This is a genomic window from Mesorhizobium sp. BR1-1-3 (assembly GCF_020165455.1).
Taxonomy (GTDB): Bacteria; Pseudomonadota; Alphaproteobacteria; order Rhizobiales; family Rhizobiaceae; genus Mesorhizobium; species Mesorhizobium ciceri.
This window is the reverse complement of sequence record NZ_JAIUIC010000010.1, coordinates 225637-240740: the sequence shown is the minus strand read 5'-3', so window position 1 is coordinate 240740 and position 15104 is coordinate 225637. Positions and strand designations below refer to the sequence as shown.

Genomic DNA, 15104 nt, shown 5'->3' with positions numbered 1-15104 from the left:
CCCGTAAAGAAAGCTCACTTCCCCGCCCGCTTCGCCATCGAAAACGCCGTCTCCAGCACGGCGGCGAGAAAGCATATGCGCAGCGACTCGATCAGGATGCCGGTGGAAGAATCCTGGAACGGGCTGCCGAAGAGCAGCGTCACGGCATGCGAAAAAATCTGCCAGATATCGAGCTCGTGTGGGCCGATCAGCCGCGTCGCGCCGAGCCACAGCCAGGCCGCGCCCCAGTCGAGCAACCGGTAGCCGACCACCAGCGTGCACAACAGCACCAGGCTGGCGCTGACCGTCAGCCGCACGCCGTTGGCGATCGGCAGATAGCGCGAGCGGTAGCCGGCGATGAAATGCTCGACGAAATCGCGCAGGAATTTCGGCAGGCCGGCATAGCGCTGGCCGGCACGCTCCAGCCGGCCGTGCACGCGCATCAGGGCAGCATCGTCGCGCACATCATAGCCGTAGATCAGCGCCGCCATCACCAGCCAGATCAGCGGCAGGAGCATGAAGAAGAACAGGTTGATCGCAGCCGTCGACGGCGCGATCGAGGAGATCTCGACCGGCACCATGGGTGCGGCCGAGGCCATAGGCACCGGGTTTGCCAGCCCGTCCACCGATGCCTGCAGGGCCGACCAGAAATTGCGGCTCATCAGCCATTGCAGGGCCGAATCCTTCCAGCGGCTGATCACGTAGAGACCGACGAAGATCCAGTTGGTCTCGCAGATCACCACCACGATCTGCCAGAACGACGCGGCACCTGTTTCAGCCTGCATGAATTTGGCCAGCCGGCGGATCAGCCAGGACACCGCCACGGAGACCAGCAGCCAGCGTGAATCGAGCACGTCGAGCACATCAGCGCTCTGGCCGAAATCGGCCTGGTCGAGTGTTTCGCGCGAATACTGCCGCACGATGTCGCCCAGAAATCCCCAGGCGGCATAATAGGCGAAGAACGGCAGAAGCGCGATGGTGATCATCCGCACCAGCCGCGAGCCGCGCCGGTCAGCCTCGGCACCCGGCTTCGTTTGCGTCTCGGTGGTTGCGGCCTTGTCGACGCCGCGCTGCGCGGCCACCACATGCGGCAGGCCGGGGCGCAGCACGTGGAACATTGCCACCGTCATCACCAGCTGCGCCAGCGCCACCAGCGTCAGCATCGCCAACCCGGCGAAGTGATTGGCCAGCGCCACCTTCGCCGCCAGCAGCATGAGGAGATCGCCGACCAGCACGCCGGCCAGCACGAGTGCCATGAGCTGCGGCCAGAACCGCCGCAGCAGCGAAAAACCCAGGGTGATCGGTCTGATGATATCGGCAAACATGAGGTTCTCTCACGATGCCACCCGCCAAAATCTTTCTAGCAAAGCATGATTGTTTTGCAAGGAATGGGGTGGGGTCTCCTGCCAGGGGGCAGAGCGAGGCGCCCCCCTCTGTCCTGCCGGACATCTCCCCCTCAAGTGGGGAGATCAGCAGCTTCGTCCTCGCCGCTTTCTCTTCAACGTTGAAAATTAGCGAAAGCAGTCATGACATCCGATCTCCCCCCTTGAGGGGGAGATGTCCGGCAGGACAGGGGGGGGCGCCTGGGCGTTAACATCTCCCTTCGCCCCTCACCGTCGCACCCGCGACTTCAGCCAGCGGTCGAACGCCACCGCCAGGATCAGGATGAGCCCGATGACGATGCTTTGCGTGTAGGACGAGACATTGTTGAACTGCAGCCCGTTCTGCAGCACGCCGATGAGCGCCGCCCCCACCACCGTGCCGCCGACCGAGCCGATGCCGCCGAACAGCGAGGTGCCGCCGATGACGACGGCCGAAATGACGGTCAGTTCGTAGCCGATGCCCGCCACCGCTTCCGAGGAGTTCAGCCTGGCCGACAGCACGAAGGCCGCGAGCCCGGCGAAGAAGCCGACAATGACGTAGACCGAGACCAGGATGCGGTCGACGCGCAGGCCCGACAGCCGCGCTGCTTCCGCATTACCGCCGACGGCATAGACGGCGCGGCCATAGCGCGTGTAGCGCAGCACGATGTGGCACAGGATGGCGGCCGCCGCGAAGATCAGCGCCGGCACCGGCACCGGGCCGATCAGCCCGGTGCCGAACCAGCGCATCGAGGCGTCGAAGCCCGAGATCGGGCCGCCATTGGAGATGGTCAGCGTCAGCCCGCGAAACACCGTCAGCCCGCCCAGCGTGACGACGAAGGGCGGCACTTTCAGCCGGGTGATGACAAGTCCCTGCACGCCGCCGGCAGCGGCTCCGACGATGATGGCGGCCAGCAGCGCGGCGAACCAGCCGAACCCTTGCGTGCCGCTCGTCGACAGCGACAGCGTGTTGGCCGTGCCGCCCTTGGCGACCACGGCGGCGACCATGCCGCAGAAGGCGAGCAGCGAGCCGACCGACAGGTCGATGCCGGCGGTAAGGATGACGAAGGTCATGCCGAGCGCGATCAGCCCGGTGATCGAGATCTGCCTTGTGATGTTGAACAGGTTGATCGGGTCCATGAAGCTCGGCTTCAGCACCGTGAAGACGATGATCAGCGCCACCAGGAACAGCAGCGGCCCGAAGCTCATCAAAAGCCGCGCGAAGTTGATGCCGCCGCGCTGATCCTGCTCCCCCGCCACGCTCATAGTGTCTCCTTGCGGTCGAGTGCCATCAGTTCCATCAATCTTTCCTCGTTTGCCTCGACGCCCGGCATCTGGCCGGTGATGCGTCCGCGGCGCATGGTGACGATGCGGTCCGAAACGGCCAGCACCTCGGGCAGCTCGGACGAGATCATCATCACCGCAATGCCGCGCGCCGCAAGCTGCACCAGGATCTGGTGCACCTCGGTCTTGGCGCCGACATCGACGCCGCGCGTCGGCTCGTCGACGATCAGCACTTTCGGATCGCGCGCGAGCCAGCGCGCCAGGATCACCTTTTGCTGGTTGCCGCCCGACAGGCCCTCGATCGCCTGCTCGGCCGAAGCCATGCGGATCGACAGCATCTTTCGAAACCCGGACAGCGCATCGCGCTCGCGCCGCTCGGCCATGAAGCCGAAACCGTTGCTGAAGCTGCCCAGCGAAGCGATGGAGAAATTCGGCAGGATGCCCAGCGCGGCAAAGATCGCCTGGTGCTTGCGGTCCTCCGGCACCAGGCCGATGCCGAGCGCAATGGCGTCCGCGGGCGATGCCGGGGCGATCGGCTCGCCGTCGAGCGTGATGGTGCCGGCCGCGATGCGGTCGGCGCCGAAGATGGCGCGCGCCAATTCGGTGCGGCCTGAGCCGACAAGCCCGGCAACGCCGAGGATTTCACCGGCCTTGAGGTCTATGTCGACGCCGTCGAGCACGATGGCGTGTGGCGCCTCGGGGTCGCGCACGGTGCGCAGGCCGCGCACCGACAGCACGACATCGCCGGCCACCGCGCGTTGCGCCGGCCGGGCGTAGAGCTCGGACGCCGCGCGGCCGACCATCTTCTCGATGATTTTCGGCAGCGCGATCGGCCCGCCTTCACGGTTAAGGTGGCCGGCAAGCCTGCCGTCGCGCAGCACCGTCATGCGATCGCATATGGCGGACGCTTCCTCCAGCCGGTGGGTGACGAACATAATGGCGACCCTGTCCTTGCGCAGCCGGTCCATGATCGACAGCAGCCGCTGCACCTCGGTCTCGGTCAGCGCCGAGGTCGGCTCGTCCATGATGATCAGCCGGCTTTCCAGCGACAGCGCCCGAGCAATCTCGACCAGTTGCTGCTCGGCCACCGACAATGCCGAGACCGGCGTCATCGGGTCTATGGAGAGACCGACGCGGGCGATGATCGTGCGGGAATCTTCCTCCATCTTGCGCCAACTCACCAGCCCGAGCGGGCCGATCGGCGCGCGGCCGATGAAAATGTTCTCCGCCACAGTCAGCGTCGGGATCAGGCTCAGTTCCTGATAGATGGTGACGATGCCAAGCCGCTTGGCATCCTGCGGGCTGGAGGGATGATAATCGGCACCGTCGAAAGTGATGCGGCCGCCCGACGGCGGCATGACGCCCGAGAGGATTTTCAAGAGCGTCGATTTGCCGGCGCCGTTTTCGCCCAGCAGGCCGAGGATCTCGCCGGGGCGGATATCGAGCGAGACATCGCTGAGCGCGGTGACGCCCGAGAAATGCTTGGTGATGCCTTCGACGGCAAGCAGGATGGGTTCGGGCGAGGCGGCTTCAGCGGCTGGCGGCAAGGGTGGCTCCTTCCATGCAGTTGATGTCGCCTGTCAGCGCTTGAACGCCCCCCTCTGTCCTGCCGGACATCTCCCCCTCAAGGGAGATTGGCTGTGTCACCGGCGGCACCTTTTCTTTCAACATTTGGGAACTGGCGAAAGCAGGAGGAACAGTCGATCTCCCCCTCAGAGGGGGAGATGTCCGGCAGGACAGAGGGGGGCGCTGTCCCGCCGGCTTTGCCAATCGGCCGATCCCCGCCAAACCCCTACTTCGTCTCGCCAATCCGCTCCGCCTTGTCGAGATTGTCCTTGCCGATGACGATTGGCGTCAGCAGCACCAGCTTCTCCTTCGGCTCGGTCTTGTCCTTGGCAAAGGCCACCGCGATGCGCACCGCAGTGCGCGACTGCTCGCCGGGGAATTGCTCGACGGTGCCCGCAAGCTTGCCGTCGCGCACGGCGACCAGCGCTTCGGGCAGTGCATCGAAGCCGTAGATCTTGACGTCGGTGAAGTTGCGCGCGGCACAAGCCTCCATGGCGCCCAGCGCCATGTCGTCATTGGCGCAGACGATGGCGTCGGGTTTGCCGTTGGCGGCAAGGCCAGCCTCGGTCACCGACAGCGCCTCGGCGCGGGCGAAGTTGGCGGTCTGCTCGAAGACGATCTGATACTTGTCCTTCAGAGGATCGAGCACATTGTGCACGCCCTTGTTGCGGTCGATCGCCGGGCCGGCGCCGGGCTGGCCCTGCAGATGGAACAGCTTGGCACCGTTGGGAAACGCCGCCACCACGGCGTTGGCTTCCGCCTCGCCGCCCTTCACATTGTCGGCGCCAACATGGGCGAGGATGCCCTCGACGCCGTCTACGCGGCGGTCGATCGTCACCACGGGAACGCCGGCCTTGACCGCTTCTTCGATGGCCGGCGCCAGGGCGTTGACGTCGAGCGGCGAGATGACGATGGCGTTGACCTTCTGCACCAGGGCGGCCTCGATGTCGGCGGTCTGCTTGGTGGCCGAGTTCTGGCCGTCGCTTTCGGTCAGATTGACGCCTTGCGTGGCGGCTTCCGCCTTGATCTCGTTCAGCATGTGCACGAAGAACGGAAAGCCGAGACTGGGCACCGAGCCAAGGATAGTGAGCTTGTCCTGCGCAAACACAGAAGGCGCGGCAACCATCATGGCGCCGAAAGCCGCGGACGACAGCAGGAATTCACGTCTGTTCATGGGATCCTCCTCCACAAGAACGCATGACCCGAAAACCGGGATCGGTTTCAGGAAGGATCATGCGTCGGTTCAAAGTGTGGAGCATCCTCCCTGCGCCCGAAAACGCATGCCGCTCCAGCTGGCCGCCGCTGTAAAAAGAGCCTCCCACCGACGCCTGCGCAGGGATGCTAACCCAGGGCCAACCATTTGTGCAACATCGATATAACAGCGGTGCCAGGCAAATTATCGGAATTGTCGGATTTTGGATTTCCGGCGTGGGGGCCGCTTTGTCGGAAGACCTCCAATGCAAGGCCGCCCCTCTGCTTCTCAATCCAGGAACGCCAGAACACGCTGCCAAAGCAGCGCCGCGGCTGTGTCGTTGTAGTCGGGCAGAGCTGGATCCGAGAAATAATGTCCCGAGTTTGGATAGCGGAAGATCCGCACATCGGTTTGCGCGGCCTCGGCGGCGTGCTGCCAGGCGCGGACATCCGGCTCGGGGAAGAACGGATCGGTGTCGGCGACATGCAATTGAACCGGCAGGCCGGGCCGGATGTTCGCAGGCACGGTTGCCAGCCCATGCAACAGCAGCACCTTGGCCGTCAGCGGCCGCAAGGCCCAGACTGACGCGACCACGCCTGCACCCATCGAAATCCCCGCCAGCACCGTATCGCCGGGCGTCGAGGCCAGGGCATCGCGCGCCCTTTGGCAAATGACCTCCCAGCCGATCCGCGCCTTGATCGCGAAGCCTTGCTCGAGATCGTCCGTCGCCACGCCCGCATAGAGGTCCGGCAGCGAAACGGCGTGACCGGCGGCGCCCAGCTTTCCAGCGAGATGCCGCTCGTGCTCGCGCAGCCCCAGAACCGAATGAAACAGGATTATGTTCGCGGACATCCGGTCATGATACCTGCCGGCACATGCCGTCTCAACGGCTGGGTACGTCATGAGGCGTGCGGCTTCCATTCTCCCGGCGTGGCACTACTTTGGACTGAACCCAAAGCACTCGACTGGAGAACAACATGAAGCCGCAAATCATCTGCCATATGCTGGCATCCCTTGACGGCAGCCTCCACCCCAGCCGCTATACCTCGAGCCCCGATGGCACCCGGGCCGAGTGGTCGAGCCTCTACGAGCATATCCATAATGATCTCGCGGCTGATGCCTGGATCGTCGGGCGCGTCACCATGGCCGAGATGAGCAAGGCCGGCGCGCATCCGCCGGCCAATGCCGGCAAGGTCGACCGGCCCTATCATTTCGCGCAAATAGGTGCGGGCAGTTATGCCGTGGCGCTCGATGCCTCGGGCAAGCTTCACTTTTCCAAACCCGACATCGGTGGCGACCATGTCGTGGTGCTGCTTGGGCGCGACGTTGCCGACAGCCATTTGGCAGAGCTTGCCGCCGACGGCGTGTCCTATATCGTCGCGGAAACTGCCGATGTCGATCTCGCCGCGATGCTTGAGGTCCTCGGACGCGAACTCGGCATAAGCCGGCTGCTGCTCGAGGGCGGCGCCAGCATCAACGGTTCCTTCCTCGCCGCCGGGCTCGTCGATGAATTGAGCCTTCTCGTTGCACCCGCGATCGACGGGCGGGCCGCCAATCAGGGTTTCGTCGAGTTCGGCGAGAGCGGCCTGGCGGGCAAGACGCAGCTGTCCCTGAAGAGCTGCGAGGCGCTGGCGCATGGGCTCGTCCATCTGCGCTACGCGGTCAGCCCTGGAGCATAATCCCGAAAGGTCGCGGCGTGGTCCAGGGTCTCCGCGACGGAGCTGCGCTCCTGCTTCGTCCAGGGATGAGGAAGTCAGAGACTTCGGCTCACCTCGAGCGTTGCTAAGCGCATCAATACCGCATGGCGTCGAGATCGGCGATCAGCGTCGGGCCGGTGGGGTGCCAGCCGAGCCGTGCCTGGGTCAGAGCGCTGGAGGACGGCAGATCCATCGGCGCGAACATCGCCATCCAGCCGAAATGCTCCACCGCCTTTTCCGGCGCAATGGAAACCACCGGCAATTTCAAACCCCGGCCGAGCGCCTCGGCGATAGCGCGCACTTCGACACCTTCCTCGCCGACTGCGTGATAGCGCGCGCCCGGCTGCCGCTTTTCCACGGCGAGCCGGTAAAGCCGCGCCGCATCGAGGAGGTGGCCCGCGGAGTAGCGATTGCGGCCTTCGCCGACATAGGCCGAGACGCCCCTTTCACGCGCGATCTCGATGAGCGGCGTGATAAGGCCTTGCTTGACCGGATTGTGGACCTGCGGCAGCCGCACCACCGACACATTGATGCCGGCGTCCAGCAAGGCATTGCCGGCCAGCTCCGAGGCGATGCGCGGATTGGGATGACTGGCGTTGAAGACGTCCTCGATCGCCAACTGGCCATGTCCGGGGCTGCCCATGCCGACGCCGGAGGTGATCACCAGCGGCCGGTCGGAGCCGGCGAGCGCGGCGCCCAGTGCCGCGATGACGCGTTTGTCCTTTTCGCAATTCTCGGCAAACCGCGAAAAGTCGTGGTCGAATGCCGTGTGGATCACGCCGTCCGCCTTGGCCGCGCCATCGCACAGCCCTTCGGGCTCCTCGAGCGTTCCGCGATGCACTTCAGCACCGGCGGCGGCCAGCGCCTCGGCGCCGGCGTCGGAGCGGGTCACGCCGACCACCTGGTGGCCTGCCTTGATGAGTTCGGGAACGATCGCCGAACCGATGAAACCGGTCGCGCCGGTGAGAAAGATACGCATGCAAAATCTCCTGTACAGTTGCCTGCGTAATATTGCTGGTCTATTATTCTATTAAAGTAGTGATCTTATCGTGGTATAATGGCTAACAGGATGCCCTCCAATTCCGGCTCACTAGCAGCGTTCCTCAAAGACCGGCGCACCCGGCTTGATCCCGCATCATTCGGGTTTTCCGGACGCAGACGCACGCCGGGGCTGCGCCGCGAAGAGGTCGCACAGCGCGCCAACATCAGCCCGACCTGGTACACATGGCTGGAACAGGGCCGCGGCGGCGCACCCTCGGCCGATGTCCTCAACCGCATCGCCAAGGGGCTGCTGCTGACCGAGGCGGAGCGCGAACATCTTTTCATGCTCGGGCTGGGGCGCCCGCCCGAGGTCCGCTACAGGGGCGTCGAAGGCGTCAGCCCCCGGCTGCAGCGCCTCATCGACACGCTCGATGCCAGCCCCGCCATAGTCAGGACCGCCACCTGGGACGTCGTTGCCTGGAACCGTGCCGCGAGGGTCGTGCTGACCGACTACAGCACCCTGCCCGAGGGCGAGCGCAACATTCTGCGCTTCATGTTCCTCAGTCCCCATATCCGCGCCAGGCAGCACGACTGGCAAAACCTCGCCCGTTTCGTGGTGGGCGCGTTCCGGGCCGATGCGGCACGCGCCGGCGCTGTCTCCCAGGTGCGTGAACTCGTCGACGAACTCTGCAGCGCCAGCCCCGAGTTTGCCGCCCTGTGGCGGGAAAACGGCGTGCTCAGCCATGGCGACGGGACAAAGCGCCTGAAGCACCCGGAACTTGGCGATATCGAACTGGAATATTCGGGCTTCGCGGTCGACGGCCGGCCGGATTTGAGCCTGACCGTCTACAACCCGGTCGACAGCGCCGTCGCCGACCGCATCCGCGCGCTGGCTCTCGCCCGATACCCCAAAGAGTAAGGGCGGGACGACCTATCCGCTGCGATGACTCCCGCCCGCCCTCAAGCGCGCTCGCAGACCGCCTTCAGGATCTGCAAGGTCGGCCCCCAGTAGAGATCGGCATGCGGCCGGATCGCCGGTTCGGCGAAGTCGCTGAGCGTCAGTGTCAACAGTGTTCCCCCATCCGCCGGCGCCAGGTCGAAGCTGACCACGGTGTGATTTTCGGGCACGTCCGCCAGACGCGAGGCCGATAGCGTGCTCCAGTAGCTGTAGGCGAAGCTCATTCCCGGCTCAAAAGTGCGGATGGTGCCGTGGTTTTCGAACGGCATTCCGTGCAGCAGTCCGCGCATCACGATCGCGCCGCCGGCCTGCCCTTGCAGGCTGACGGTCAACTCCTCGTCGGACATCCATTGCGGGATCATTTCTGGCGTCGTCAGTATCCGCCAGACCTTGGCCGGCTCGGCACCGATGACGACGGTCTTGGTTATCGGCGCAGCGGACTCACTCATGGGGTGCAGATTATAGCGGATGCGGCGGCGACAATATCGCTGTTCCAGGCGGTACGGATGCCGCCATTGCCCCTTGCCCTGTATAGGAAGACAGCACCACGCTTGCGAAGCCATTGCAGCCCGTGGCATCTGTCGGCTCCACCAGCGCAGACGGCACCATGACACCACGGCAGACACGGCAGAGCGGCAGGCAGGCGGCGCCCGGCGTCAGTCTCAACCGGGCGCTGTCGAAGCTCGGCCTGTGCTCGCGCACGCAGGCCGAGGTGCTGATCGCCGAAGGCCGCGTGCGTGTCGGCGGCAAGGTGGTGCGCGATGCGGCGCTGCGCGTCGACCTCGACCGCGACCGCATCGTCGTCGACGACAGGCCGGTGGTTGCCGAGCGCAAGGTCTACCTCATGCTCAACAAGCCGCGCGGGCTGGTCACCACCCGCGAGGACCCGCAGCAGCGCGACACCGTCTATGCCTGCCTGGAAGGGCTCGACTTGCCCTTCGTCTCCCCGGTCGGCCGCCTCGACAAGGCGAGCGAAGGCCTGCTGCTGATGACCAACGACACCCGGTTTGCCAACCGGCTGATGGACCCGGCTTCGCATTTGCCGAAAACCTATCACGTGCAGATCGGCACGGTACCGGATGCTCCGATGCTGGAGACGTTGCGCGCCGGCGTGATCGTCGACGGCGAGGTGCTCACCGCGAACGCGATCGAACTTTTGCGCAGTGGCGGCCGCACCGCCTGGCTGGAGATCGTGCTCGACGAAGGCCGTAACCGCCACATCCGTCGCCTGCTCGCCGCGCACGGCGTCGAGGTCCTGCGCCTCATCCGCATCGCTATCGGCCGCCTGCCGCTCGGCGACCTCGCCAAGGGTACGGCACGGCACCTGACACCGGAGGAACTGGCGCTGCTGAGGGGGTAAGCAGGGCGTGCCGCTGGTACAGGCGCACGGCGATCCTTCCTGACGGAAAGCTGTCAGGAGACCTGGCCTATAGGTCGGATGGGAGCCGGCCATGGCTTCAACGATCAGGGAGCCAATGCAATGAATTTCGTCTCCGTCCGCATCATCACGTCGGACGTCCAGCGTCTCGTTCACTTCTACGGTGAGATCACCGGCATGCCCGTGACGGTGTACACGGAAGACTTCGCCGAACTGGCGACGCCGACCTGCACGCTGGCGATCGGCAGCACACGCACCTTGATGCTGTTCGGCGGCGACATCGCCCGCCCCGCCGACAACCACACCGCCATCATCGAGTTCCGCGTCGGCGACGTCGATGCTGAATTCGCCAGGCTCTCGGACCTCCTCAGGAATATCACTGTGCAGAAGCCGACCACCATGCCCTGGGGCAACCGCTCGCTGCTGTTTCGCGACCCTGACGGCAATCTGGTGAATTTCTTCACGCCGGTAACCGCTGAGGCGATCAGGAAATTCGACAGATAGGCGTAAGCGGCGCCGCTGGCCGAAGCTGCTCTATTTCTGGTTCCATTTCCGGATGACCGGCTCGCTCAAATCATGCTCGTAGCCGAGCACGCTGATGCTGGCCGTATCGAGCACCAGCAGCGCGCCGCCCTCCGGCGGCAGCCCGATCCAGCGCGCCGCCAGCACGCGCAGAAAATGCGCGCTGGAAAACACCAATATGCTGGCATTGGCCTCGCGCAGCCCAGCGATAATCCTGTCGGCCCGCGCGCCGACATCGGCCGCCATCTCGCCCTTTGGACACCCATCGCGAAACACATTCCAGCCGCGGCGCTCGGCCAGGATCTGTTTTGTCGTCAGCCCCTCATAGGCGCCATAGTCCCACTCCTGCAGATCGTCCTTCTTGACGCTCTGCGCGCCGAAGCCGGCCAGTACGCTGGTATTGTAGGCGCGCTGCGACGGGCTCGACCATACCGCCGAAAAAGACAGGCCCTCGAGCCTGTCCGCGAGACCCCGCGCGGCGGCCTCGCCAACCGGGGTCAACGGCATGTCGGTGCGGCCGGTATGCTGCCCCGAAAGGCTCCATGCCGTCTCACCATGCCGGACCAGATGGATTTGGGGATACGAGTTGCTCATGGACTGCCTTTCAATGTCACCGGCACCTTAGGCGACGATGCGGCAAAGGGGAATCCGCTTGGTACAAAACTGCGTGGTCGCCTGGCCTTGATTCGCGGCGGGCCGGCCCTGTGATCGGCCCGAGGCCGCAACTATATCAAGGTTCCCGCCACCTCAAGGGCATTGGCCCTTGCGCAACAGGTCATGTCATCATGTACAAACATTTGCTCATCGCCACGGACGGATCGGAACTGGCCGACAAGGGCGTTACCCACGGCCTGACATTGGCCAAGGGTCTCGGCGCCTCTGTTACTTTCATCACCGTCTCCGAACAATTCCCGATCTTCGCCTGGGGCGGCGCCATGGCCGGCTACGCCGCCGGCGATGAACTGGCCGCCTATCAGGAAGAGGCGCGCAAATACGCCAAGGAAGTTCTCGACAAGTGCAAGGCATCGGCCGACGCCGCCGGCGTCTCGGCGGAGGTCGTGCATGTCGAGGACAAGCGGCCCGCCGAAGCCATTCTGGAACTGTCGCAGGCCCTGGGCTGCGACCTGATCGTCATGGCTTCGCACGGCCGCCGCGGGCTGGGCAAGCTGCTCCTCGGCAGCCAGACGGCGGAAGTGCTGTCCTACACGGAGATCCCGGTGCTGGTCGTGCGCTAGGGCTACTACGGATCGCATGCTCCATCGAACCGCGTAATGACAATGTCGTTACGCTGTGCTAGATATGTGCAACGAAGGAGCCGTCCATGCCAACGTCACATCATCCGGTGCCGAAGAGCGTTCCGCTCAACATCCGCGTCAAGCCGGAAGTTCGCAATCTGATCGACCGCGCAGCCGAATTGCTCGGTAAGAATCGCACCGACTTCATGCTTGAAGCCTCGCAACGCGCCGCTGAGGAAGCGTTGCTCAACCGTCTCGTGTTTACCGTCGAACCGGATGTCTACGCTGCGTTTCTGGCACGCCTCGACGCGCCGCCGCAGCCCAACGACCGATTGCGCCGCACGATGACGACAAAGGCTCCGTGGGAAGCTGCGTGACGCTGTCGGTCCCGGTTCCACTCGCGGATCATCACGAACTCGGGGAATTTTCGTCGGGCATTACAGCGCTCGACGATTGGTTGAAAAAACGTGCTCGCACCAATCAAGCGGGCGGTGCATCCCGGACCTATGTGACTTGCAAAGGCAACCGTGTGATTGGCTACTATGCCGTTGCCAGCGGCGCCGTGAAAATGGTCGAAGCTTCCAGCCGTTTCCGGCGCGACATGCCCGATCCGATCCCCGTCGCAGTGCAAGGCAGGTTGGCCGTAGACCAAGCCTATCACGGTCGGGGCATCGGTCGGGCGCTGGTAAGGGATGCCGGTCTACGAATTCTCCAGGCTGCTGAAATACTGGGCATCAAAGGCATAGTGGTGCATGCGATTTCCGACGATGCCCGAGCTTTCTACATCACCATCGGGTTCGAGCCCTCGCCGGTCGAGCCGTTGACACTCATGGTCACGCTCGCTGATCTCAGCGAAAGCATTGGCTGACGACTTCCTGCCAGTGCTCTGGGGAAGTCCGGCGCCTAGAACACCAACTCCCCCACGAGATAGACCCCAAGCGCCAGCAACCCCGCGAAGAACACTTTGCGGAAGGTCTCGACGCTCATCTTCTGGCGCAGCGCCTGGCCGGCGAACATGCCGGCCAGCGCCGGCACAAGGGCTGCGACCGACCCCACCAGTTGCGCACTCGGCGACGCCAAGGCGCCTGCCTTGAACAACCCGATGGCGAGCGCCGCCGTCGACACGGTGAAGGACAGGCCGAGCGCCTGGATCAGGTCTTCTTTCTCCAGCCGCAGCGACTGCAGATAGGGCACCGCCGGGATGACGAAGACGCCGGTGGCGCCGGTGACCAGCCCGGTCGCCACCCCGACCAGCGGTGACATCAAGGCTTCGCGGCGCGCCGGCGTGGTGAAGCCGGCTTTGGCGAGGCCGAGGATCGCATAAAGCACCAGTGCGGCGCCCAGCCCCGCTGAGGCCGCGCCCGTATGCGTGCCGGTCAGCAGGCCGGCGCCGGCAACGGTGCCGAGCATCACGCCGGCCATCATCGTCCACAGCCGCTTGCACAGCCGGCCGAAGGACGGGCCGGTCAGCAATTGCCAGAGGTTGGTAACCAGCGACGGGATCAGCAGCAGTGCCGCGGCCTGTGCTGGCGGCATCGTTACCGCCAGCAGCCCCATCGCCACGGTCGGCAGCCCCATGCCGACGACGCCCTTGACGAAGCCGGCGGCGAGGAACACGGCGCCGATCCAGGCGAGGATGCCGGCGCTCAGCATGATCGTATCTTCAGGGCCGGATCAGTCATGCAGCAGCATATCGGTTGCTTCGGCATCCGGGCTGGCGGCCTTTGCCGGCGCCGCATCGCGGCTGGTGGATACGACCGTCGCCGCGCATCCCCGCAGGCCTGATCCCGCTCGCGCCATGGCAAGGCCGGCCACCGCAATGGCCAGCACGATCGCCGTGCTTTCAAGAATGCCGAGCCGCCCTGATGTTCGTTCGTTCATCACAAGATCTCCTTCGAAACTGTTTGACGAAAATCCTGGCCGATCACAATGTGGAAGTTGCGCTGCCAGCCTTCGGCCAAGGCGAAGGCTGGAGAGCCGACCGCCTTCCCGGCGCTGAATATTCGCAGGAGCAAGAGAATGCGCTTCGATCTGGTCGATCTCCGCCTGTTCCTGCTGGTCGCCGAACGCGGCAGCATCACCCATGGCGCCGAGCTTGCCGGACTGGCCCTGGCGTCGGCCAGCGCCCGCATCAAGGGCATGGAGGAGCGGCTCGGCGCGCCGCTGCTGGAGCGCCGGCGCCGTGGGGTGGTGCCGACGGCGGCCGGACAGGCGCTGCTGCATCATGCGCGCGCGGTGCAGAACCAGATCGAAGCGATGGCCGGCGACCTCGCCGCCTATGCCACCGGCCTGCGCGCCCGCGTCCGGCTGATGGCCAACACCGCCGCCACAGCCGAGTTGCTGCGCGAGATCCTGCCCGCCTTCCTTGTCGCGCACCCCGGCATCGACATCGAGCTCGACGAGCGCCCCAGCCATGAGATCGCGCAAGCCGTGGCCAGTGGTGCGGCCGATCTCGGCATCGCCGCCACCTGGGCCGGCCTTGCGCACCTCGAGCAGAAACCGTTCTTCATAGACCGGCTGGTGGTGATCGCCGCGCGAAACCGGCCCGGCATTGAAGGCCGCACCGTCAACCTCACTGAGCTTCTCGGCGAATCTTTCGTCGGCCTCAGCACCGGCCATGCGCTGCAGGAGCACATCGCCCGCCAGGCGGCCCGCCTTGGCGGCCATCTGCATGTCCGCATCCGCGTTCCCGGCCTCGACAATGTCTGCCGGCTGGTCGCGCAAGGTGCCGGCATCGCCATCGTGCCGGAAAGTGCCGCCCGCCGCTCGGCGCGGACGCTGCGCACACTGCGGCTGACCGATGACTGGGCAACGCGCCAGCTCAACCTCTGCGCCCGCCGCTTCGACGAGTTGACACCGCAGGCAAAATTGCTCGCGACAGCGCTGGCGTGAGCCGGACAGCGAGCACCTATCCCCATCAGCGCTGAATCATTGCCTTGCTTTTCAAATAT

18 protein-coding genes are annotated in these 15104 nt (G+C 65.0%); 8 read left to right on the top strand and 10 right to left on the bottom strand.

Annotated elements, in window-relative coordinates:
- Positions 1-14: 14 nt before the first annotated feature.
- The 5 genes from LB559_RS22565 to LB559_RS22545 all read right to left on the bottom strand — a co-directional run bounded on the left by LB559_RS22565 (position 15) and on the right by LB559_RS22545 (position 6303).
- On the bottom strand, positions 15-1304 hold the full coding sequence (locus tag LB559_RS22565) for a hypothetical protein (RefSeq protein ID WP_224675012.1): 1290 nt from the start codon (positions 1302-1304) through the stop codon (positions 15-17).
- A gap of 285 nt (positions 1305-1589) precedes the next feature.
- Positions 1590-2606 (bottom strand): ABC transporter permease, encoded by a 1017-nt coding sequence (locus tag LB559_RS22560; protein WP_013530576.1) that lies wholly within the window; start codon positions 2604-2606, stop codon positions 1590-1592.
- Positions 2603-4171 carry a sugar ABC transporter ATP-binding protein gene (locus tag LB559_RS22555; protein WP_224675011.1) on the bottom strand — a complete coding sequence of 523 codons (1569 nt, stop codon included), beginning with the start codon at positions 4169-4171 and terminating at the stop codon, positions 2603-2605. The genes LB559_RS22560 and LB559_RS22555 overlap by 4 nt, the downstream gene beginning before the upstream one ends.
- 245 nt (positions 4172-4416) lie before the next feature.
- Complete coding sequence (locus LB559_RS22550) at positions 4417-5364, bottom strand: substrate-binding domain-containing protein (protein ID WP_013530574.1); 948 nt, start codon at positions 5362-5364, stop codon at positions 4417-4419.
- A gap of 306 nt (positions 5365-5670) precedes the next feature.
- Positions 5671-6303, bottom strand: a complete 633-nt coding sequence (locus LB559_RS22545) for a dienelactone hydrolase family protein (protein WP_411970106.1) — start codon at positions 6301-6303, stop codon at positions 5671-5673.
- A gap of 56 nt (positions 6304-6359) precedes the next feature.
- Between LB559_RS22545 and LB559_RS22540 the strand changes: the two genes are divergently transcribed.
- Entirely contained in the window at positions 6360-7061 is a 702-nt protein-coding gene (locus LB559_RS22540; RefSeq protein ID WP_127366234.1) for a RibD family protein, read from the top strand.
- Between the two features lie 112 nt (positions 7062-7173).
- Here the strand turns inward: LB559_RS22540 and LB559_RS22535 are convergent, their stop codons facing one another.
- Positions 7174-8058 (bottom strand): SDR family oxidoreductase, encoded by an 885-nt coding sequence (locus tag LB559_RS22535; RefSeq protein ID WP_224675010.1) that lies wholly within the window; start codon positions 8056-8058, stop codon positions 7174-7176.
- A gap of 78 nt (positions 8059-8136) precedes the next feature.
- On the opposite strand from LB559_RS22535, the gene LB559_RS22530 reads away from it, so the two are divergent.
- Positions 8137-8979 carry a helix-turn-helix transcriptional regulator gene (locus LB559_RS22530; protein WP_127366235.1) on the top strand — a complete coding sequence of 281 codons (843 nt, stop codon included), beginning with the start codon at positions 8137-8139 and terminating at the stop codon, positions 8977-8979.
- 41 nt (positions 8980-9020) lie between these two features.
- On the opposite strand, the gene LB559_RS22525 is transcribed toward LB559_RS22530, so the two are convergent.
- Complete coding sequence (locus tag LB559_RS22525) at positions 9021-9467, bottom strand: SRPBCC domain-containing protein (RefSeq protein ID WP_013530569.1); 447 nt, start codon at positions 9465-9467, stop codon at positions 9021-9023.
- Positions 9468-9625: 158 nt separating this feature from the next.
- On the opposite strand from LB559_RS22525, the gene LB559_RS22520 reads away from it, so the two are divergent.
- Entirely contained in the window at positions 9626-10378 is a 753-nt protein-coding gene (locus LB559_RS22520; RefSeq protein ID WP_224675009.1) for a pseudouridine synthase, read from the top strand.
- 120 nt (positions 10379-10498) lie between these two features.
- Positions 10499-10900, top strand: coding sequence for a VOC family protein (locus tag LB559_RS22515; RefSeq protein WP_013530567.1), 402 nt, complete (start codon positions 10499-10501; stop codon positions 10898-10900).
- Positions 10901-10930: 30 nt separating this feature from the next.
- Here LB559_RS22515 and LB559_RS22510 read toward each other — a convergent pair whose 3' ends face one another.
- Complete coding sequence (locus LB559_RS22510) at positions 10931-11512, bottom strand: histidine phosphatase family protein (protein WP_224675008.1); 582 nt, start codon at positions 11510-11512, stop codon at positions 10931-10933.
- Positions 11513-11703: 191 nt separating this feature from the next.
- Here LB559_RS22510 and LB559_RS22505 point away from each other — a divergent pair, with 191 nt between their 5' ends.
- The 3 genes from LB559_RS22505 (at position 11704) to LB559_RS22495 (ending at position 13021) form a co-directional block, all read left to right on the top strand.
- Entirely contained in the window at positions 11704-12153 is a 450-nt protein-coding gene (locus LB559_RS22505) for a universal stress protein (RefSeq protein WP_027160859.1), read from the top strand.
- 86 nt (positions 12154-12239) lie between these two features.
- Positions 12240-12530: a DUF1778 domain-containing protein gene (locus LB559_RS22500; protein ID WP_013530564.1), complete on the top strand. Its 291-nt coding sequence runs from the start codon at positions 12240-12242 to the stop codon at positions 12528-12530.
- The gene (locus LB559_RS22495; protein ID WP_127368917.1) at positions 12527-13021 is read left to right on the top strand and encodes a GNAT family N-acetyltransferase; all 495 of its coding nucleotides are present in this window, start codon (positions 12527-12529) and stop codon (positions 13019-13021) included. The genes LB559_RS22500 and LB559_RS22495 overlap by 4 nt, the downstream gene beginning before the upstream one ends.
- A gap of 35 nt (positions 13022-13056) precedes the next feature.
- Here LB559_RS22495 and LB559_RS22490 read toward each other — a convergent pair whose 3' ends face one another.
- Complete coding sequence (locus LB559_RS22490; protein ID WP_224675007.1) at positions 13057-13806, bottom strand: sulfite exporter TauE/SafE family protein; 750 nt, start codon at positions 13804-13806, stop codon at positions 13057-13059.
- Positions 13807-13827: 21 nt separating this feature from the next.
- Positions 13828-14034: a hypothetical protein gene (locus tag LB559_RS22485; protein WP_224675006.1), complete on the bottom strand. Its 207-nt coding sequence runs from the start codon at positions 14032-14034 to the stop codon at positions 13828-13830.
- Between the two features lie 138 nt (positions 14035-14172).
- On the opposite strand from LB559_RS22485, the gene LB559_RS22480 reads away from it, so the two are divergent.
- On the top strand, positions 14173-15045 hold the full coding sequence (locus tag LB559_RS22480; protein ID WP_224675005.1) for a LysR substrate-binding domain-containing protein: 873 nt from the start codon (positions 14173-14175) through the stop codon (positions 15043-15045).
- The last annotated feature ends 59 nt before the right edge of the window (positions 15046-15104 follow it).